Source organism: Mediterraneibacter sp. NSJ-151 (genome assembly GCF_022487435.1).
Taxonomy (GTDB): domain Bacteria; phylum Bacillota; class Clostridia; order Lachnospirales; family Lachnospiraceae; genus Schaedlerella; species Schaedlerella hominis.
The window spans coordinates 22,637-44,279 of sequence record NZ_JAKVPP010000008.1 but is presented as its reverse complement, the minus strand read 5'-3'; the positions used below and the strand labels follow the sequence as shown (position 1 = coordinate 44,279).

19 protein-coding genes and 1 tRNA gene are annotated in these 21,643 nt (G+C 38.3%); 2 read left to right on the top strand and 18 right to left on the bottom strand.

The window, feature by feature from the left end:
- Window positions 1-75 precede the first annotated feature (75 nt).
- Window positions 76-975 carry a deoxyribonuclease IV gene (locus LQE94_RS09695; protein ID WP_118724428.1) on the top strand — a complete coding sequence of 300 codons (900 nt, stop codon included), beginning with the start codon at window positions 76-78 and terminating at the stop codon, window positions 973-975.
- Between the two features lie 47 nt (window positions 976-1,022).
- On the opposite strand, the gene LQE94_RS09690 is transcribed toward LQE94_RS09695, so the two are convergent.
- From LQE94_RS09690 to LQE94_RS09625, 14 genes are all read right to left on the bottom strand, one after another.
- Window positions 1,023-1,094 (bottom strand) — tRNA-Arg (locus LQE94_RS09690).
- A gap of 203 nt (window positions 1,095-1,297) precedes the next feature.
- Complete coding sequence (locus LQE94_RS09685) at window positions 1,298-2,230, bottom strand: DUF5688 family protein (RefSeq protein WP_118724429.1); 933 nt, start codon at window positions 2,228-2,230, stop codon at window positions 1,298-1,300.
- A 335-nt stretch (window positions 2,231-2,565) separates the two neighbouring features.
- Complete coding sequence (gene efp, locus LQE94_RS09680; RefSeq protein ID WP_117989383.1) at window positions 2,566-3,123, bottom strand: elongation factor P; 558 nt, start codon at window positions 3,121-3,123, stop codon at window positions 2,566-2,568.
- A gap of 96 nt (window positions 3,124-3,219) precedes the next feature.
- On the bottom strand, window positions 3,220-3,726 hold the full coding sequence (locus LQE94_RS09675; protein ID WP_022076037.1) for a YqeG family HAD IIIA-type phosphatase: 507 nt from the start codon (window positions 3,724-3,726) through the stop codon (window positions 3,220-3,222).
- A 91-nt stretch (window positions 3,727-3,817) separates the two neighbouring features.
- On the bottom strand, window positions 3,818-4,525 hold the full coding sequence (locus LQE94_RS09670; RefSeq protein ID WP_240577571.1) for a peptidoglycan recognition protein family protein: 708 nt from the start codon (window positions 4,523-4,525) through the stop codon (window positions 3,818-3,820).
- 83 nt (window positions 4,526-4,608) lie between these two features.
- Window positions 4,609-6,063: an IMP dehydrogenase gene (gene guaB / locus LQE94_RS09665; RefSeq protein ID WP_022076039.1), complete on the bottom strand. Its 1,455-nt coding sequence runs from the start codon at window positions 6,061-6,063 to the stop codon at window positions 4,609-4,611.
- 257 nt (window positions 6,064-6,320) lie between these two features.
- A complete protein-coding gene (groL, locus tag LQE94_RS09660) occupies window positions 6,321-7,946 on the bottom strand; it encodes a chaperonin GroEL (protein WP_240577570.1) in 1,626 nt (541 codons plus the stop codon).
- 86 nt (window positions 7,947-8,032) lie between these two features.
- The gene (locus LQE94_RS09655) at window positions 8,033-8,320 is read right to left on the bottom strand and encodes a co-chaperone GroES (protein ID WP_022076041.1); all 288 of its coding nucleotides are present in this window, start codon (window positions 8,318-8,320) and stop codon (window positions 8,033-8,035) included.
- A gap of 121 nt (window positions 8,321-8,441) precedes the next feature.
- Window positions 8,442-8,753, bottom strand: coding sequence for a hypothetical protein (locus LQE94_RS09650; RefSeq protein WP_022076042.1), 312 nt, complete (start codon window positions 8,751-8,753; stop codon window positions 8,442-8,444).
- Window positions 8,754-8,864: 111 nt separating this feature from the next.
- Complete coding sequence (gene codY / locus LQE94_RS09645) at window positions 8,865-9,644, bottom strand: GTP-sensing pleiotropic transcriptional regulator CodY (RefSeq protein ID WP_022076043.1); 780 nt, start codon at window positions 9,642-9,644, stop codon at window positions 8,865-8,867.
- Window positions 9,645-9,775: 131 nt separating this feature from the next.
- Window positions 9,776-11,854, bottom strand: a complete 2,079-nt coding sequence (gene topA / locus LQE94_RS09640) for a type I DNA topoisomerase (RefSeq protein ID WP_240577569.1) — start codon at window positions 11,852-11,854, stop codon at window positions 9,776-9,778.
- Window positions 11,855-11,906: 52 nt separating this feature from the next.
- Window positions 11,907-13,013 (bottom strand): DNA-processing protein DprA, encoded by a 1,107-nt coding sequence (gene dprA / locus LQE94_RS09635; protein WP_240577568.1) that lies wholly within the window; start codon window positions 13,011-13,013, stop codon window positions 11,907-11,909.
- A gap of 2 nt (window positions 13,014-13,015) precedes the next feature.
- Complete coding sequence (locus tag LQE94_RS09630) at window positions 13,016-14,548, bottom strand: YifB family Mg chelatase-like AAA ATPase (RefSeq protein ID WP_240577567.1); 1,533 nt, start codon at window positions 14,546-14,548, stop codon at window positions 13,016-13,018.
- A 199-nt stretch (window positions 14,549-14,747) separates the two neighbouring features.
- Window positions 14,748-15,668, bottom strand: coding sequence for an NTP transferase domain-containing protein (locus LQE94_RS09625; protein ID WP_240577566.1), 921 nt, complete (start codon window positions 15,666-15,668; stop codon window positions 14,748-14,750).
- 199 nt (window positions 15,669-15,867) lie between these two features.
- On the opposite strand from LQE94_RS09625, the gene sigK reads away from it, so the two are divergent.
- Window positions 15,868-16,506 carry an RNA polymerase sporulation sigma factor SigK gene (gene sigK, locus LQE94_RS09620; protein ID WP_022076048.1) on the top strand — a complete coding sequence of 213 codons (639 nt, stop codon included), beginning with the start codon at window positions 15,868-15,870 and terminating at the stop codon, window positions 16,504-16,506.
- Here the strand turns inward: sigK and pepT are convergent.
- From pepT to LQE94_RS09600, 4 genes are all read right to left on the bottom strand, one after another.
- On the bottom strand, window positions 16,484-17,701 hold the full coding sequence (pepT, locus tag LQE94_RS09615) for a peptidase T (protein ID WP_240577565.1): 1,218 nt from the start codon (window positions 17,699-17,701) through the stop codon (window positions 16,484-16,486). The genes sigK and pepT overlap by 23 nt on opposite strands.
- 62 nt (window positions 17,702-17,763) lie before the next feature.
- A complete protein-coding gene (locus tag LQE94_RS09610) occupies window positions 17,764-19,467 on the bottom strand; it encodes a peptide ABC transporter substrate-binding protein (RefSeq protein WP_240577564.1) in 1,704 nt (567 codons plus the stop codon).
- A gap of 66 nt (window positions 19,468-19,533) precedes the next feature.
- A complete protein-coding gene (locus LQE94_RS09605; RefSeq protein ID WP_022076051.1) occupies window positions 19,534-20,571 on the bottom strand; it encodes an ABC transporter ATP-binding protein in 1,038 nt (345 codons plus the stop codon).
- Window positions 20,564-21,637: an ABC transporter ATP-binding protein gene (locus LQE94_RS09600; protein WP_240577563.1), complete on the bottom strand. Its 1,074-nt coding sequence runs from the start codon at window positions 21,635-21,637 to the stop codon at window positions 20,564-20,566. Before LQE94_RS09600 ends, LQE94_RS09605 begins: the two co-directional genes overlap by 8 nt.
- Window positions 21,638-21,643 lie beyond the last annotated feature (6 nt).

Here is a 21,643-nt window from a genome sequence, read left to right as displayed (position 1 = left end):
CTACTTCCATTTAGCTATTCTATCATTTATAATGAGTTCTATCAAGAAATTTATCAAATCATTTTGGAGGAAATTATGCTAAAAATCGGATCACACGTAGGAATGAAAGGAAAAGAAATGTTGCTTGGCTCAGCAAAAGAAGCTGTTTCCTACGGCGCCAATACATTTATGTTCTATACAGGAGCCCCACAAAACACTCGCAGAAAAGATATAAGTGAGTTAAATATTGACGCAGCATGGGAGTACATGGCGTCCCACAATATAGAAGAAATCATTGTTCATGCACCTTATATTATCAATCTGGGGAATGCCGTCAAGCCAGAAACTTTTGAACTTGCAACAGAATTTCTTGCGAAAGAAATTGAACGCACCATTGCCTGCCGAAGTCACACCTTGATTCTGCATCCCGGTTCTCATGTTGGTGAAGGTGTTGATATCGGAACTGCCCAGATTATAAAAGGCTTAAATGAAGTACTCACACACGACACTGACTGCTATATTGCACTGGAAACAATGGCCGGAAAAGGCTCTGAGATAGGACGTTCTTTCGAAGAACTTGCTCGTATCTATGACGGTGTTATATGTAATGAAAAACTTCGCGTTTGTTTTGATACCTGCCATATTAGCGATGCCGGTTATGATATTATCCATCACTTTGATGATGTCATCGATAAATTTGATCAAATATTGGGGAAGGAACAGATTGCTGTTTTTCACATCAACGACAGCAAAAATATACCTGGAGCTGCAAAGGATCGTCACGCTAATATTGGTTTTGGAGAGATTGGTTTTGATGCGCTGAATTATATTGTGCATCATAAAGATTTTGAAAATATCCCTAAAATCTTAGAAACTCCATATGTTCCAGATTTAGAAAATGCGAAAAAATCTTATCCGCCATACAAATACGAAATTGAAATGTTAAGAAACAATACTTTTAATCCGAATCTGCTTGATTTGATTCGAGAAATTTAAAGCAAAAAAAGAAAAGATGCCGTAAAATTATACGGCATCTTTTTACTCGCGTCTGGGCGGATTCGAACCGCCGCTCCTGCCTCCGGAGGGCAGCGCTCTATCCCCTGAGCTACAAACGCAAATTCTTATTCTTAGATTATTCCAAGAACACAAGCATTACTTTAACATACTTTTTTCTAAAAGTAAAGAGGATTTGGATACTGCCTGTCCGGAAGACAGGCAGTATCGTTGCTGTTCACAGGTACTGTGAACGGTAACGCAGTATCCTCCTTGGCTTTAATCCATTTAACTCACTTTCTGTAAACAATTTTAATGAAAATATTTATATTTCACTCAAACACTTTCCCATCATCAATGTATGTGTGTTCTTTTCATAATAGTATGCATGATCACTCAAAACTTCCTCTTCTTGAACCTGAGTTTCATTGACTTCATTAATCATTTCATTTAAATCTTTTAAATCAGGGCTTTTCGATTTTGGAATCAAAATCACTTCATGGATACTGCTTGGCAGCAGATAGAAATCTTCACCGATAATTCGCGATGCCATTTCCAGAATATTTGGATAAGCAAGTACTGCAGCTCCAAATTGGTGAATTGAATTTGTCAGAATATACATAAATTCTTTATTCTCAGGCGGGAATTTTGCTTTCAACAAATCTTTTTCTTCCCCCTTTGATATGTCGCAAAGCTTTTCTATCACATGTTGCATACACATCAGTCTTGCAGGGATCAAACATTTTACATTAAGCTTTGCATCCTTATATAATTGTTCCACATTTACATTCCAGTTTTCGATATGTTCATTTCGAATCTGAATGGTTGCACTCCCCTTCTCATCTACATCAACTAAAATGTAAAAAACAATACTCAGATCCAGCAATGGAATATGTGGAACCTCTTTTAACATCTGCTGATTCTTTTCTGTATTCACCAGCTTAAATGCAATTTTCTTCTTTACATTCTCATACAACGATAATTGTGATACATCGTAGTCTTCTTCTACTTTTACTTTTTCATAAAATTCCAGAATCTCATTTACAATTCTATCAATTGACATTCCTTTTTGATATTGTTCAAAAAATTCTTCCAAATAGATTGCCGGTGCGATATTATATTCGTCACTTTCCAGTATCATCCCTGTTTTTTCCATTCCATTATTTTTTACAACAGAATACTTCGACGCCTTCATTCCTCCTTCCAATTTTAAATTCAGTTTTTCTTCCACCATACATACAAACTTTTTGTATTCCATATATGCTCCTTTCTTTTTCGGTGGTTCATCTTTAAATTCAACTGAGAAATCCGCACGATTCGTGCATGAAATATTAGCGATTTGCTAATTGATTTGAAATATATTATGTAGGAAGATTATATCGAATCGCTCACTAAAAAGCAACTGTTTTTTTCAAAAAGAAACAAATTTCTCGCAATCATTTTCGTAAAAACTTCAAAGCTGTTCATATAACACAAAAGATCCCTTAGTTTTTTGCCGTACGTACATCAGAAAAGAAGCGCTGTAGAATCTCTATCTACAACGCTTCCCACAAAAGCAGACCCTCTGTCTGCCTACTTTATTCTTTGTATCGATTATACTCGTGACAAGTATTCTCCTGTACGTGTATCAATCTTCAAAACGTCTCCCTGTTCTACGAACAATGGAACCATAACAGTAGCTCCTGTTTCAACGATTGCTGGTTTTGTAGCACCCTGTGCTGTATCACCCTTAAATCCTGGCTCTGTCTCTGTAATTGCAAGCTCTACAAACAATGGTGGCTCTACTGAGAATACATTGCCATTGTGTGAACATACTTTTACAGTCTCGTTCTCTTTTACAAACTTCAATGCATCCCCTACAACATCTGAGTTCAGTGCAATCTGATCGTATGTCTCAACATCCATAAAGTTGTAAAGATCTCCATCCTGATATAAGTACTGCATATCTTTTCTGTCGATATGAGCTTTTGGGAATTTTTCAGTTGGTCTGAAAGTTTTTTCAACTACTCCACCACTGATGATATTTTTTAATTTTGTTCTAACAAATGCTGCACCTTTTCCAGGTTTTACATGCTGGAACTCCAAAATCTGATAAATATTTCCATCGATTTCGACTGTTACACCATTCTTAAAATCTCCTGCTGAAATCATTTGTAATCCTCCTTAAAATTGCGCACAAATACGCCTAACTTTTAAACTAAGTATAATTCTATAATAATTTTATAGTTTTTTCAACCTTTTTTTATATTAAGAGCTCTTCTTTTGCTCTTTCTTGTAAAAAAACAACACAATTCTCTCTAAATATCGCTTCAAAACAATCTGGATTTCCTCTTTTGGATGAATTGGTTTTACAAGAATATTACGGATACCGGCACGTTTCGCTCCCCACACATCTGTAAAAAGCTGATCTCCGACAAAGAGCGTATTTTCTTTGTCTGTCCCCATCTTCTCCATTGCTTTTACATAATTTTTTGTTGATGGTTTATGTGCGTTATAAATATAATTTGTCTGAATATCCTGATTAAACATCTTCACTCTCGGTTCTTGATTGTTTGACAGCAGACATGACTGAAAGCCTATCTTCTCAAGCCTTGCAAATAATTTTTTTGCTCTTTCATCAGCCGGTGCCCCATGTGGGACTAATGTATTGTCAATATCAAAAATTACTCCTCGATATCCTTCTTTATATAATTTTTCAAATGAAATCACATATGTTGAAGCCATATATTCGTCCGGGAAAAATTTATTAAACATCTTTATCTATCTCCACTTATTTTGTACGCTATGCTTTGTGTATTATAGCAAGTTTCTAACCACCTTGCAACACGAACAGCTTGTTCTATCGTTATTTTTGCTTGTCTTTTTGTAATGCCGCTCCCACATCTTCTTTAAATGCCTGCCACGCATCTTCATGTTCTACAAAATATTTCGGACATATTTTTCCTGTAACATCATAATGTCGGATCACATTTTCCTGTGTAAGTCCATATTTTTCACATAAAAAAGCTGTCAACTGTACTACTGATTTATATGTCTCGTCATTAAATTTCCCGGTTTCATCCGGATGACAGCATTCTATTGATACCGTGTCATGATTTCTCTCATTTGAGGCATATGCAATCTCCCAAGTCGGCACACATTGTACAATTTCTCCCTCAAGCCCCACTACAAAATGACTGCTGACGGATGTTTCATGACTATCTTTTAATCCATTGAAATAATCCCGATTCTGCTGTGCCGTGCTCCCGGGGTTTGCTGTATAATGAATTACAATTCCGGTGATTGGATCTGACTCAATCCCCGGTCTGGAATATTCATTAATATCTAAAAGCTGTACATCAATATCTGGTTGAGATGCATCCACATCCAAATGACCCTGTCGTTCCCTCCCATATCTTCTTTGCATGATTCCTATTCCAAGAATCACTATAAGTAAAATCACCCCGATGATCACCAGTTTTTTCGTTCGGTTTCTTCTAGATTTTCTATGATATTTTTTAATTGAATGATTTGATTTTCTTTTTTTCTTCTGCATGTACTTATCATAACACATTTTATGAGTTTTTCCTACAAATGAAAAAGGTCAGTATGATTTTAAAAACATTTCATACTGACCAATATTTAAACTTTATTATACTACTGTTCTACACTATAGTTTGGTGCTTCTTTTGTAATATGAATATCATGTGGATGACTTTCTTTTAATGAAGCAGCTGAAATCTTCACAAACTGTCCATTTTCTTTCAGTTCTTCAATTGTAGCAGTTCCGCAATATCCCATACCAGAACGAAGTCCGCCCATGAGCTGGAATACAGTATCTTCTACTAATCCTTTATATGCCACACGGCCTTCTACACCTTCTGGAACTAATTTCTTTGCATTCTCCTGGAAATAACGGTCTTTGCTTCCATTCTCCATAGCAGAAATAGAACCCATGCCACGATATACTTTATATTTTCTTCCCTGATATAATTCAAATGTTCCTGGGCTTTCATCACATCCGGCAAAGATGCTTCCCATCATACATACATTTGCTCCGGCTGCAATTGCTTTTGTCATATCTCCTGAGAACTTGATACCTCCGTCAGCAATAATCGGAACTCCGTATTCTTTTGCCACTTCGTAACAATCCATAACAGCAGTAATCTGTGGAACACCGATTCCCGCAACAACACGTGTTGTACAAATAGATCCAGGTCCGATACCAACTTTAACAGCATCTACACCAGCTTCGATTAATGCTCTTGTTGCTGCTCCTGTTGCAACATTACCTGCGATAACCTGAAGATCTGGATATTTTTCTTTAACCATACGAACTGTCTTGATTACGTTTGCAGAATGTCCGTGTGCTGAATCCATAACGACCACATCTACTTTTGCTTTCACAAGAGCCTCTACTCTCTCCAGGCAATTTGCTGTGATACCGATTGCCGCACCGCAAAGCAGTCTTCCCTGAGAATCTTTTGCTGATAATGGGTATTTAATCTGTTTTTCAATATCTTTAATTGTAACAAGTCCTTTCAGATTGCCCTCTGCATCTACAATTGGAAGTTTCTCTTTTCTTGCTTTTGCAAGGATTTTCTTTGCTTCCTCCAATGTAATTCCTTCTGGTGCTGTAACAAGACCTTCTGATGTCATAGACTCTTTAATCTTTTTAGAGAAGTCTTCTTCGAATTTTAAATCACGATTTGTAATAATACCTACAAGCTTTCTTCCTTCTGTAATTGGAACACCTGAAATACGGTATTTTGCCATCAGATCATTCGCATCTGCCAATGTATGTTCCGGTGAAAGATAAAATGGATCTGTAATAACTCCGTTCTCTGATCTCTTTACCTTATCAACCTCTTCTGCCTGCTGCTCAATGCTCATGTTCTTATGAATGATACCGATTCCTCCCTGACGAGCCATTGCAATTGCCATGCGATGTTCTGTAACAGTATCCATACCTGCACTCATCATTGGAATATTCAGTTTAATTTTTTTTGTTAAATGTGTTGATAAATCTACTTGATTTGGAATCACTTCCGAGTATGCCGGAACCAGCAGCACATCATCAAATGTAATTCCTTCTCCAATAATTTTACCCATGATTATCTTCCTCTCTTTCTCCAAACGTAAATATTGTCGTAAATATTTATCTGATATACTACAAAAATTAAGTATACTTGTCAAGAGTAATCTCGCACCAAAATTTGAATTATTTGTTCTTTATTTTATACCCATTATTTTTGCTAATATTCTTTTATAACCCTATCTATTAAACCTGTCAAAATCACTTCCTGATATACCGAAAAAGAGCCCGGTACGTTGTACCGGGCTCTTCTCTATTTTCAATAGAATGTTTATTACATCATACCCATTCCGCCTGCTCCACCAGCTGGCATTGCAGGAGTATCTTCTTTAATTGTTGAAACAACAGACTCTGTTGTTAATAATGTAGATGCTACACTTGTTGCATTCTGTAATGCACTTCTTGTAACTTTAGCTGGATCCAGAATTCCTTCTTTTACCATATCTACATACTCTTCTTTATATGCATCAAATCCAACTCCTGGCTCTGATTCTCTAACTTTATTAATTATAACAGATCCTTCCAGTCCTGCATTATGTGCAATGTGGAACAATGGTGCTTCCAGTGCTTTCAGAATAATCTGAGCACCTGTTTTCTCATCGCCTTCCAATTCATCGGCAAGTTTTGCAACTTCTTTTGAAGCGTGGATGTATGCAGAACCACCTCCTGCGATAATTCCCTCTTCAACAGCTGCTCTTGTAGCATTCAAGGCATCTTCCATACGAAGCTTTGCTTCTTTCATCTCTGTCTCTGTTGCAGCACCAACACGGATTACAGCTACTCCACCTGCCAGTTTTGCAAGTCTTTCCTGTAATTTTTCGCGATCGAAATCTGATGTTGTCTCATCGATTGCTTTCTTAATCTGTTCAACTCTTCCGTTGATAGCTTCTTTATCTCCACAGCCATCTACGATAACTGTATTCTCTTTCTGAACTTTTACAGATTTTGCACGTCCAAGCTGATCCATTGTAGCCTCTTTAAGATCCATACCGAGTTCTTCTGAAATCACCTGACCACCTGTCAAAATAGCGATATCCTGAAGCATTTCTTTTCTTCTGTCACCATATCCCGGTGCTTTTACAGCTACTACATTAAATGTTCCACGCAATTTATTTACGATCAATGTTGTAAGTGCTTCTCCTTCGATATCTTCAGCAATGATCAAAAGTCTTGCTCCTGACTGAACAATCTGTTCCAAAACAGGAAGGATATCCTGAATATTAGAAATCTTCTTGTCTGTAATTAAAATATATGGATCATCCAGAACTGCTTCCATCTTCTCCATATCTGTTGCCATGTAAGCTGAAATATAGCCACGATCGAACTGCATACCTTCCACAAGGTCAAGCTCTGTCTGCATTGTTTTAGATTCTTCGATTGTAATAACTCCATCGTTAGAAACTTTTTCCATTGCATCTGCTACCATCTGTCCGACAGACTCATCTCCTGAAGATACCGCTGCAACTCTTGCAATCTGCTCTTTGCCTGTTACTTTGCTGCTCATATCTGCAATTGCTTCTACAGCTTTGTCTGTTGCTTTTTTCATACCTTTACGAAGTACGATTGGGTTAGCACCTGCTGCCAGGTTCTTCATTCCTGCATTAACCATTGCCTGTGCGAGAACTGTTGCTGTTGTTGTACCATCTCCTGCCACATCATTTGTTCTCGCAGCAACTTCTCTGATAAGCTGTGCTCCCATGTTCTCAAATCCATCTTCAAGTTCAATTTCTTTTGCAATTGTAACACCATCATTCGTAATCAGTGGTGCTCCAAAAGATTTATCCAATACTACGTTTCTTCCTTTTGGTCCGATTGTTACTCTTACTGTATCAGCAAGTTTGTTCACACCTGCTTCTAATGCTGCTCTGGCTTCTGCACCATATTTAATTTCTTTTGCCATGATATAACTCCTCCAATTCTATCTTGCAAATTCTGCTTCTCATTTTAAAAAGCGGATACTATTCTCCGCCTTTTTATTCTTCTATGTTATGCCTCAACGATTGCTAAGATATCGCTCTGTTTTACAACGATATATTTCTCGCCTTCCAGCTCTACGTCTGTTCCTGCATATTTAGAGTAAATAACTTTATCTCCGACTTTCACCTGCATTGTTACTTCTTTTCCATCTATATTACCGCCAGGTCCGACTGCAATTACTTCTGCTTCCTGTGGTTTTTCTTTTGCCTGTCCAGGTAATACAATACCAGACTTTGTTGTTTCCTCTGCTTCTAACTGCTTCAATACAATTTTATCACCTAATGGTACTAATTTCATTGTAATTCCTCCTTAAAAAGCTATTTATTAGCACTCATTTCTCTCGAGTGCTAACCCATGAATATAAAATAACACTCTGCTAACTATTTGTCAACAGAGTTTATAAATTTTTTATCTATATTTATTTATTCTTTCTGTCTAAAACATAAAACCCGTTTTCAATCCGAAATACCAGTATATTACCGTTTTCTGACTGATAACGTTCTTTTACTACTCCACTGCAGGATAACAGTTCTGTTCTAGTTGAAATATAACACTGATATTTTGCATCAAGTGAAATTGCTTTAAGATCGTTCTCTCTCAATTTCAAATAAATATAATCTTCTTCCATATCGTAGCGGAACACCTGACAACGATGTGTTGCATCATCAAATACTCCATCCGCCGAAATTGTTTTTATCATTTGCAGCGCAACTGCATTTCCTTCGTACATTTCCGGTCCTCCTTTATATTATTCTACACCTTTAAAAATTATGAATGAATCTTTTTTCTGAAAACGAAAGGGCATCAGAATACTGATACCCTTTCTGGTTGAACTTTCAAATTACATTCTTTCTTTTTTAATCTTCTCTAATTCTGTGAATACATAATCATTCAACACTTTGATATAAGTACCTTTCATTCCTGAAGAACGCGATTCAATAACTCCTGCACTTTCAAATTTGCGCAATGCATTTACGATTACTGATCTTGTAATTCCGACGCGATCTGCAATCTTACTTGCCACAAGGATTCCTTCTGTTCCATTCAATTCATCAAAAATGTGAACAATTGCCTCAAGCTCTGAGAAAGATAATGTACTGATCGCAGACTGAACAATATGCTCTTTTCTTGTCTCTTCTGCACTTTCCTCATTAACAGAACGAAGCATCTCAAGTCCGACTACCGCTGTTCCGTACTCACTCAAAATAATGTCGTCAATCTCATATCCTTCATTTTGCTTGTAGATAAATAACGTTCCAAGACGCTCTCCTGCAATGTCGATTGGTGTGATAATTGCCTGATAGCCTTTCACAACATCCCCTGAAAATCCAAGAGTCTCAAGATTGACATTCTCTTTTGTAGATAAAATGCTAAGCAAACGTTCATTCAGCATCTTATCGATATGAGCGCCCACACGTTCTTCCAATAATTCTTTGATTTCTTTTACATTGACTGATTTACTTGTACCTAAAACTTTTCCTTTTTTACTTACAACCAGTACATTCGAATCAAGAATTTCTGTCATGACAGCGCAAATATCATTGAATACAACCTTGCTCGAATTATTGTTATGCAATAATTTATTGATTTTTCTTGTTTTATCTAATAACTGTACACTCATCATTTTCCTCCATGTCCGAATTGTATGTACAACTCATATTAAATCACCATATAAGGGTATATTATCATACAATTCCTAACTTTTCAATCAAAGTGCTCATATTTTTTTCGAATATTTCAATAAACTTTTTATTATGCGTTCTCTTTTTCAATCGTCTCTACGTATCCGCATTTTTCATCGGCACAAACCAGCTTATTTCCCTTTTCAACCATGTATCCTCCACATTTCGGACACTTCTTTTTCGATGGTTTCTGCCAAGACATAAATTCACATTCCGGATTATTCTCACATCCGTAGTAACGTCTTCCTTTTTTCGTTTTTCTGATTACAACTTCCTTGCCGCAAACAGGACACGGAACTCCAATCTTCTCAAGATATGGTTTTGTATTTCTACATTCCGGGAATCCGGGACATGCGAGGAACTTTCCATGTGGTCCATATTTTACAACCATATTACGTCCACACTCTTCGCATATCACATCTGTAACTTCATCTTCAATCTTAACACTCTCCAGTTCCTTTTCTGCAATTTGAACTGCTTCATCCAAATCCGGATAGAAATTACGGATTACTTCTTTCCATGCGACCTTTCCTTCTTCTACCATATCCAGAAGCCCTTCCATATTTGCTGTAAAGCTCACATCCACAATACTTGGAAAGGACTGCTTCATGATATTATTTACAACCTCTCCGATTTCTGTCATATACAGATTTCTGCCCTCTTTTGTAACATATCGTCTTGCAATGATCGTTGAAATTGTCGGTGCATACGTACTTGGTCGTCCAATTCCCTGCTCCTCCAATACCTTTACAAGAGATGCTTCTGTATAATGTGCCGGTGGCTGTGTGAAATGTTGTTTTGTTTCATCCTCTTTCTTTGTAAGAACAGATTCTGTACTCAATCCGTTCACAAGAACATTACTTACTTCCTTTTCTTCATCAGCCTCTGTATAAACTGTGCGGAATCCTTCAAACACACATCTTGATGTAGATACTGTAAATACATACTTTGCCGCACCGATTTTTACAGAAGTTGTTTCAAACACTGCTGGTTTCATTCTACTTGCAGTAAAACGTTTCCAAATCAACTGATATAATCTAAACTGATCTCTTGTCAAAGAGTCTTTCAATGATGCTGGTGTTCTTGTAATATCAGAAGGTCGGATCGCTTCATGCGCATCTTGAATCTTCTTCCCTGTCTTTTTCTCTGTACTGCCTTCCGTCACAAACTCGCTGCCATAAGTCTCTGAAATATAACTTCTTGCTGCTGCATCTGCTTCCTCTGAGATTCGTGTTGAATCTGTACGCAGATAGGTAATGACACCGACTGTTCCATTCCCTTTGACATCAATTCCTTCATACAATTGCTGTGCAATACGCATTGTCTTCTGTGTTGCAAAATTTAACACCTTTGATGCTTCCTGCTGCAATGTACTTGTTGTAAATGGCAGAGGTGCTTTTCTTGAACGCTCCCCTGTCTTTATATCTGTCACTTTATATTCTACATTCTCCAGCTCTTTCAAAATCTGATTCATCTCTTCCTCTGAATGAATCGTTATTTTTTTATCAACCGTTCCATAAAATTTCGCAGTCAATGGGCGTTTTTCACCTTTTACTTTTAAAATTGTATCCAATGTCCAATATTCTTCCGGAATAAATGCATTAATCTCATCTTCACGATCTGCAATAATACGCAGTGCAACAGACTGTACTCGACCTGCGCTCAAGCCTCTCTTCACTTTTGCCCAAAGCAGTGGACTGATCTTGTATCCAACCATACGGTCCAATGCACGACGTGCCTGCTGTGCATCCACAAGATCCATATCAATCTCTCTTGGAGCTTTTAATGATGCTTTGACTGCATTTTTTGTGATCTCATTAAATGTAATACGACGCATCTTCTTGTCGTCCAATTTTAACGCCGCTGCAAGATGCCAGGAAATAGCTTCTCCCTCACGGTCCGGGTCAGTTGCAAGAAACACTTTATCAGCTTTTTTTGCTTCCTTTCTCAGATTTGCAAGAATATCTCCTTTTCCTCTGATCGTAATATATTTCGGTTCATAATCATTCTCCACATCGATACCGAGCTGACTCTTTGGGAGATCCCTTACATGTCCATTTGAAGCTGCCACTGTATAATTGCTTCCTAAAAATTTCTTGATTGTTTTTACTTTTGCAGGTGACTCCACAATAACAAGATAATGTGCCATAAAAACATTTTCCTCCATTATAGGCAGAATTTCTGCCATTCATCTAGCTTTCTCATACTTTTATATAATAATTTTTTGATATTTCCCGAATTAAGCCTTGTATCTGTAATGCACTCAAAATTTGAAAAACGATAGAAACCTGTAGTCCTGTTTCCTCCATAATTTGATTCGCACTTTTAGGATAAAGACCAACTGAACTATACACCAAATTTTCCTTTGTTTCAAGCACTTTTTTCTTTTCTTGTTCTTTTTCTTTAAATTCGACACCTTCTGCTACATTTATAATCCCAAGTTCTTCCAGTAATTGTTCCGGTGATAACAATATACCTGCACCTTGCCATATAAGCCGGTTACATCCCGAACTCAAAGCACTGTTGATTGGTCCGGGCAATGCATAGACATCTCGCCCTTGCTCCAGTGCCATATCAGCAGTAATCAATGAGCCGCTTTTTTCTCTTGCTTCTATAACCAATAACACATTTGAAAGACCGCTGATAATTCTGTTCCGTTTTGGAAATTGGAATCCCAAAGGTGGCGCTCCAAGTGGAAATTCTGATAAAATTCCACCACCTTGTTCGATAATATCATGATACAGACCGATATTTTCTCTTGGATAACAAATGTCCACACCATTACCAAGGACTGCAAATGTTTGTCCGCCTCCCATCAATGCTCCTCTCTGACTAATTCCATCAATTCCTTTCGCAAGACCGCTGATGATTTGCACCCGATGTTGTGCAAGCTGCTGTGCAAATTCAAAAGCATATTTTTCTCCATATGGCGTACACTGTCTCGCTCCTACAATTCCCACACTATATTTTTCTGTTGTTGGCAAACTTCCTTTATAAAATATCGCATATGGTCTGTCTGGTATCGACTGCAATTGTCGTGGATATTTTTCTTCAAACCGTAAAACAACAGAAACTCCTTTTTTCTCCAACTCTTCTTGCACATAATCCGGATTCAACTCCTTTTGCGCCTGTTTTATCACATTTTTTTCCTTTTCCGACAAAAAATTTAGTGTGTTTAATTCTGTTTCTTCTATATAATAAGCACGCTTGGCAGAATTCATATGCTCTCTCAATTTATGTTTTTTATTATCTGACAAATTCTGAATAGAAGCCAGCCAATATTCATATTTTTTCTCATTTTGTATCATTTCTATTTCCCCCAATATTTTTTATCCATAGCCCGATATCCTATGGCCTCCTGCAAATGTCTCAACTCAATATTTTCTGACTCATCTAAATCTGCAATTGTACGTCCTACCTTCAATATTTTATAATATGTTCGTGCAGTTAAACCGAGCCTTGAAAATGCCTGTCGCATCATTTGTTCTTCTTTTTTTCCAAGTCTGCAATATTTCTCTAGCTGTTTCCCTTCCAATTCTGCATTCGTTAAAATTCCTGTTGATTGGTATCGTATTTGCTGTATTTTTCTTGCTTTTGAAACACGTTTTCGTATCTCTTCAGATTTTTCTTCTCTTCTTTTTTCTTTCAAAACCTGATATTCCACTCTCGGTGCCTCCACACATATATCCATCCGGTCAAGGAATGGCTGACTTAATTTTCCGATATATTGCTGTATTTCTCTTTCTGTACACCGACATTTGTTCAAATCGGGATAGCATCCGCAAGGACAGGGATTTAATGCTCCAACCAGCATAAAATTAGCCGGAAACTGATATGTTCCCTGTGCTCTTGCAATCCGAATCTGATGCTCTTCTAACGGTTGTCTCAGCACTTCCAGTACCTCTCTTGAAAACTCCGGTAATTCATCTAAAAATAGAACGCCGCTATGTGCCAGACTGATTTCACCCGGTCTTGGAATTCTTCCGCCTCCAACCAAAGATGTTTTTGTTGCTGTATGATGTACGCTTCGAAATGGTCTTGTACAAATAAGAGGGTCTGTTTCTTCCAACATTCCCATCACACTATATATTTTTGTAATTTCTATACTCTCTTCTCTTGTCATTTCCGGAAATATTGTTGGAATTCTCTTTGCAATCATAGATTTTGCACTGCCCGGAGGTCCGATCAACAATAAATTATGATTTCCTGCCACGGCAATTTCCGTTGCTCTTTTCACAGCAGCCTGTCCATAAACATCACTATAATCTAATGGTGGTTCAAGATTTTCACCTCTATCTTTTGACGAATATAGCGTTGCATTAATTTTCGCTTCCCCTGTTAAAAACAAGACCGTTTCTTCCAGATTTTCCACTCCGATTACTTTCATTCCTTCAACTAATGCACCTTCTAAGGCATTTGCTTTTGGTAAAACACAAGTTTTGATTCCTCTTTTTTTCGCTTCTAGTACAACCGGAAGAACACCTGTGACAGATTTCACATTTCCATCCAGACTTAATTCTCCCAGCATCATGATGTTTTCCACCGATGCTTGCTCAAGCTGTCCCAATGCTGTTAAAATTGCTACCGCAATCGGCAGGTCGAACGCTGCACCTCGCTTTTTAATCGTTGCCGGAGCAAGGTTTATAATTGTTTTTTTTGCCGGAAATTCCATTCCTGAATTGTGAATTGCCGTTCGTACTCTGTCTGTCGCTTCCTTTACTTCTGACGACAAATAGCCCACCATATGAAACATTGGGAGCCCATTACTTACATCTGCTTCTACATTTACGAGCTCTACTTTAAGCCCAAATACAGCTGCAGACAGTACTGTACTAAATCCCATGTACGCACTTCCCTTCTTTATTTACTTTACTAAATTGGAGTCTTCGACCGAAAATGGTCTTTTTGACGTTCGCTGACAAAGAATTCTTCAGCGGATATTTATAACATGCATGTTTAAAAAAGAAAGAATAAATGCTATGTTACATTACAAGCTTTATTCTTTCTTTGTATCTTAACTTGAATCTGACGGATTGTCAATTCTAATTTTGAAAAATCTCCTGATATTTTTTTGTTGTATAACTCTCTACTGCCTGCTCTAATTGTTCGTATTTCTCCAACATCTCTTTCCCGGCCTTTGATACATTGGCAGCTCCACCAAACTTTCCTCCGGGTTGTCTCTCTACAAGTGTTTGTCCGGACTCTTTTTCTGCATCTCGGATCATTGACCAGGCTTTACTATATGAAATTCCTGTTTTTTCTGATGCTTCTCTTACTGAACCCAGACTTTCGATTTCTCTAAGAAGTGTTACCATTCCTGGTCCAAAGAAAGGTTTGCGATTTGTAAGTCTTACCTTTACCGTTGCCCTCATACGAGTTTCCCCATATTGTCTGACAATCTCATCACTGTTTTTTACACTGTCTGCACGTACTAAAATTCCTTCATCTTCGACAACTTCATAGACAGGTTCTACGGAAAGGCTCTGAATTGCTCCACGCAATCCATTTTCTCCTTGGTATCCAAGAATTGACGTAACCAATGAAGCAGATATAAGTATTGGATGACCGGCATGATAATTCACCGAAGGAATTACCAGTTTAGCCGGATTCTTCATCAATTGTTCCACAGTATCCTTTGTAAATAATGCAATTTCTACCGGGCATACAAATATTCTTTCACATCTTGTCTCCAGATATGAAAGTCCCTTTTTCACACCGGAAAACATCTCTCCTTCATTGTCACCCGTATCATTTAAAAAACTAACACCGAACCCTCTCAATTCTTTTTTCAGATTTTCTTTTTCTTCTTTACAGACAACCACTATATCTTTGATTCCTGCGCGCTGAAATGTCACCACAATCTGTACCGCAACATTCAAATCATCTATCTCTTCCATCGGATTTTGTTTTTTTCCATGACCGCCATATCCAGATGCAACAATCACTGCACCAACACTATTCATCGTCTTTCCTCCTAATTACTGCTTTTTTATCGCTACTTCACAGTCACCTGTAAAATGTAATCCAGTTTGTCTTATTTTTATTATACACAAGAGTCGATATTTGGAAAAGCACCAATTTCTTCATTTCATCATAAACTATATTAAATTGTTTCTGTCTGAAATATATACAGAAACAGAATATGTTCTGTGAGGTATGCTTTTGAAATCTTTCCCTGCCCCGCTCACTTCTTCGGAAGAAAAGTATTATTTTCAAAAATACACTGAGGGAGACCTGCAGGCAAAACATATTTTAATTGAACACAACCTTCGGCTCGTTGCACATGTCATAAAAAAATATCAATCTTCGGATGACGATATAGAAGATTTAATTTCAATCGGTACAATCGGATTGATCAAATCTGTTATGACATTCAATAGCGAAAAAGGGAACCGACTTGCAGCATATGCTTCAAAATGTATTGATAATGAAATTCTGATGTATCTGCGTTCAAAAAAGAAAACAAATAAAGAGGTTTCTCTTTACGAGCCGCTCGGGATTGATAAAGAAGGAAATGAAATTCAATTATATGATATCATTGAAACGAATGAGGACGATGCTTCTGATCGCATTGTCCTAAAACAAAATATACAAAAATTATATGAGGAGTTAGAATCTCTTCTAACTCCTCGTGAACGTCTTGTATTAAAAATGCGCTATGGACTTTACAACGGAGAAGAATATACTCAGCGTGAAGTCGCACGACAACTTGGTATTTCAAGATCTTATGTTTCAAGAATTGAAAAAAGCGCCATACAAAAATTACGTTCTTCTTTCTTTACTTCGCAAACTGTAAAATAATATTTTTAATAATTGCAGCTGCTTTATCCATACCTTCTGCTGTAATGTGTTCAAAAGCACCATGGAAACCATATCCGCCTGTTCCAAGATTTGGACATGGAAGACCTACAAAGCTGAGACGTGCACCATCTGTACCACCTCGGATTGGTGCAATATCAGCTTTTACTTCAGCCATCTCACATGCTTTTTTAGCATACTCAATCAATTCCATACATGGTTCTATTTTTTCACGCATATTACGATAAGAATCTTTCAGCTTCAGTTCTACTGTTCCTTCTCCATATTTTTTATTTACAGTTTCTGTAATATTTCGAAGCAATTCCTTACGATTTTCATAACTCTCTGAATCAAAATCACGGATAAGATAACTCATTTTAGTTTCTTCTACAGTACCAGTCATTTCCATCAGATGGAAAAAGCCTTCATAGCCTTCGGTGTATTCAGGTGCTTCATCGACTGGCAGCATTCCCTGAATTTCCATTGCAATCTTTTGTGAATTCTTCATGATTCCTTTTGCTTCTCCAGGATGCACATTTACCCCATGCACATAAAAATCAGCTGATGCCGCATTGAAATTTTCAAACTGAATCTCTCCTTCCGGACCGCCATCTACTGTATAAGCAAATGGTGCCCCAAACACTTCCAGATTCATATGTTTTGCACCGCTTCCGACTTCTTCATCTGTTGTAAAGCTGATGGACACTTTCCCGTGCGGGATGTTCTCTTTTATCAGTTCTTCTGCAACAGTCATGATTTCAGCGATGCCTGCCTTATCATCCGCACCTAAAAGGGTCGTTCCATCTGTCGTGATCAATGTTCTTCCTGCTAAAGTCTTTAAGGATGGAAATTCAGCAACAGACAATACTTTCCCAGATGTTCCTAAAGATACGTCATTTCCATCATAATTTTCAATAATCTGTGGATTTACATTTTCGCCACTATAATCCGGAGCTGTGTCCATATGTGCAATAAATCCAATCGCAGTGCGATCCTCGTATCCAGGAGTTGCCGGAATATGTCCATATACATATCCAAACTCATCCATATAGGCATCTTCAATTCCTATTTCTTTCATTTCTTCTACTAATTGCTTAGCCAGATCAAACTGACGTGACGTTGTCGGTGATGTCGTACTTTCCTCATCACTTGTTGTCCAGATTCTGGCATACTTTAATAATCTCTCATATGCTTTCATGTTGTCTCTCCTTATTCTAAAAAAAGGAATCCTGCAAGCAGAATTCCTTTTTATTATAACATTTAGTTTGCCTGATGAGTATATCCGAAGAAGAAATATCCAAGTGGGCAATAGTATGTGCCTTCAATTCCATCAGCAAGCATGTATTTCTGTGTATAGAAGTAAAGTGGATCTACTACATAATCCTGACCAACAAGAATATCTTCTGCCTGATGTAACAGTTTCATACGCTCTGTAGCGTCTGAAGTAGCTTTAGCCTGTTTGATGATGTTATCATACTCTGGGTTAGCGTACTGAGCATCATTGTTTCCGCCACCTGTCATCCACATATCAAGGAATGAAATTGGATCGTTGTAGTCAGAAATCCATCCGTTACGTGCAATAGAGTAATCTCCATCTTTACGTGTCTGAAGGAATGCAGCCCACTCCTGGTTGTTCAGAGTAACAGTTACACCAAGTTCCTGCTCCCACATATTCTGAAGTGCTTCAGCAACAGCTTTATGAGCATCACTTGTGTTGTACAGATATTCTACAACTGGGAATCCTTCTCCGTTAGGATATCCTGCTTCTGCAAGAAGCTGTCTTGCTTTCTCACAGTTAGCTTCGTAATCTTCATCTGTTGGAGCATAGTAATCTCCACCTTCTGCACGGAAGTCTCCGCCATCAGCGTCAGAGATACCAGATGGTACATAACCGCCAGCTTCAACCTGTCCAGACTGAGTTACTTTATTAACAATGTAAGTACGATCAACAGCAAGTGTGAATGCTTCACGAACTTTAGGATTGTCAAATGGAGCTTTCTGTGTCTGGAAGCATACATAATATGTTCCAAGGTAGTTTAAGATTTTCATATCGCCAGAAGCAATCAATCCTGGAAGCTCTGCCTGTGGAGCGTCCTGGATGAAATCAAGTTCTCCTGATTTGAAACCAGAAAGCATAGCGTTTGCATCATCCATCAATTTGAATGTAATTGTATCTGGTCCAAGATTTTCATAATCATAGTAGTTCTCGTTTTTAGCCATAACGATCTGTGAGTTATGTGTCCACTCTGTCAGTTTGTAAGGACCATTTGAGATATATGTTGATGGATCAAATGTCCACTGATCACCTTTTTCTTCAATGATATCCTGACGTACTGGCATTGTAGCTGGGAATGCACAGATTTCTTCGAAATATGGAACATCTGTAGTAATAGTAACTTCAAATGTCTTATCATCAACTGCTTTTGCAGCAAGTTCAGAAGCATCTTTCTCTCCTGCAATGATTTCATTTGCATTTACAACGCTGTCAAGCATGTAGCTGTAGTCAGCTGCTGTAGCTGGGTCAACAAGACGTTTCCAAGCGTATTCAAAATCTCCTGCTGTAACATCTTTTCCGTCTGACCATTTGATACCGTCACGAAGGTGGAATGTATAAGTAACTGTTCCGTCTTCATTCTCAACTTTATCATAGCTCTCTGCCTGACCATAAGTAAGTTCTGCGTTATCTACTGTTCCGTCAGATCCATCAGCCTCTTCTCCAGTATCCTGCCATTTCATTAAACCTTCGAACAAGTGGTTTGCCATAACACCACCATCAACAGTGGAGTTTAAAGCCGGATCCATAGTCATTGGTTCAGATGCGAAGTTTACTGTTACATTGAATCCATCACTACTAGATGTAGCTGCTTTGTCATCTTTTGCTGTTTCTTTACTTGAACCACAACCTACAACCATAGAACAAGTAAGTGCCGCAGCTAAAATAACAGATAAAATTTTCTTTTTCATAGTTCTCTCCTTCTTTTTTTTATTGATAAACAGGTTTTCCTGTGTTATCCATGTCCAAGAGAAGTTTTACTTCTCAAGCAGGTGGCATGCCACCCAATGGCCTTTTTCATATTCCTTGAATTCCGGTACACATTCCTTACATTTATCCATTGCATATGGACATCTTGTATGGAAACGGCATCCGCTTGGCGGATTCATCGGAGAAGGGATATCTCCCTCAAGAACGATACGATTTCTTCGTCTGCTCACTTCCGGATCCGGAACAGGCACTGCGGAGAGCAATGTCTGAGAATATGGATGCAGTGGATGACGGTTCAGCTCAAAACTTTCTGCCAACTCTACCATAGTTCCAAGATACATAACACCGATACGATGTGAAATATGGCGAACAACTGATAAATCATGCGCGATAAACAGATAAGTAAGTCCCATCTCCTGCTGCATATCTTCCAACATATTAACAACCTGTGACTGAATTGACACATCCAATGCTGAAATCGGCTCGTCACATACGATAAATTCTGGGTTTACTGCCAATGCACGTGCAATACCGACACGCTGCTGCTGTCCACCAGAGAACTCATGTGGATAACGGTTCGCATGCTCTGTATTTAATCCTACACGTCCGAGTAATTCTTTAATACGATCTGTACGGTCTTTTTTAGATGCACAGAGTTTATGGATATCCAAAGCCTCTCCTACAATCTCTCCTACCGTCATACGTGGGTCAAGGCTGGCTGAAGGATCCTGGAAAATAATCTGCATCTTGCGTCTGTATGGAAGCATTTTTGCCTGTTTTGCTCTTGGTACTTTGACCGGATGCATAATTCCATTCTCATCTCTCTTCCACGGGTTCTGTCTCTCAAAAATTGTTTCTCCATCGTAAACAATCTTTCCTGCAGTAGGCTCGTGAAGCTGGAGAATTGTACGTCCCAATGTTGTTTTTCCACATCCTGACTCTCCTACTAATCCAAGTGTCTCACCGCGGTTAATAAAGATTGAAATATCTTCTACTGCCTGAACCCCAGGCCCTTTTAATCCCTTAACCGGGAAATATTTTTTCAGGTGTTCAACCTGAACGAGCACATCATTTTTCTCACTCATGGCTGTCTACCTCCGTTTTTTCATTATTCTCATCATTATTGATCCATGCATGGTCTTTCTTTGCCTCATTTAAGCAATCCTGTACACGAAGCCAGCATGCTGCACGATGTTCGTCTCCCATCTGTACATATGGTGGCATCTTCTGCAGACAAATTTTCTTTGCATGTTCGCATCGTGGTGCAAATGGACATCCTTCCGGTGGATTCAACATATCGACCGGTGTTCCCTCGATAGGAATCAGACGCTCATATTTTTCTGCATCTACACGAGGCATAGAACGAAGCAGTCCCATTGTGTATGGATGTCCCGGATTATAGAAAATGTCATCTACCGGTCCCTGCTCTACCATCTTACCTGCATACATAACGGATACTTTATCACAAATTTCTGCTACAACACCTAAGTTATGTGTGATAAAAATAATACCCATCTGATTCTTCTCCTGGAGCTTCTTCATCAACTCCAGAATCTGTGCCTGGATCGTTACGTCCAAAGCTGTTGTAGGCTCATCAGCGATCAGAAGTTTTGGATGACAAATAAGTCCCATCGCGATCATTACTCTCTGCCGCATACCTCCTGATAACTCATGTGGATACTGTTTCATACGTTTTTCAACATTATTGATACCAACCTGCTCCAGCATCTCCATTGCACGCTTTTCAGCATCTGCTTTACTTACACTCTTGTCGTGTGCTTTCAACGCCTCTACAAGCTGATTTCCGATTGTATATACCGGATTGAGACAAGTCATAGGATTCTGGAAAATCATAGCAACTTCTTTTCCTCTGAATTCCACCATCTCTTTTGGTGTTTTAGAAAGCATATCCTGTCCTTCGAAAGTAATAGATCCTCCTACTACTTTTCCCGGATTCTGAAGTAATCCGATAACGGAATATGCTTCCACACTCTTACCAGAACCCGACTCACCAACGATACCCATAACTTCATTATAATTTACATCATAGGAAATACCGTTTACTGCTTTTACTTCTCCTGCCGGAGTAAAGAAAGAGACTTGGAGATCTCTGACTTCTAACAGTTTATGTTCTTTATTTTCCTGCTTCATTTTTCT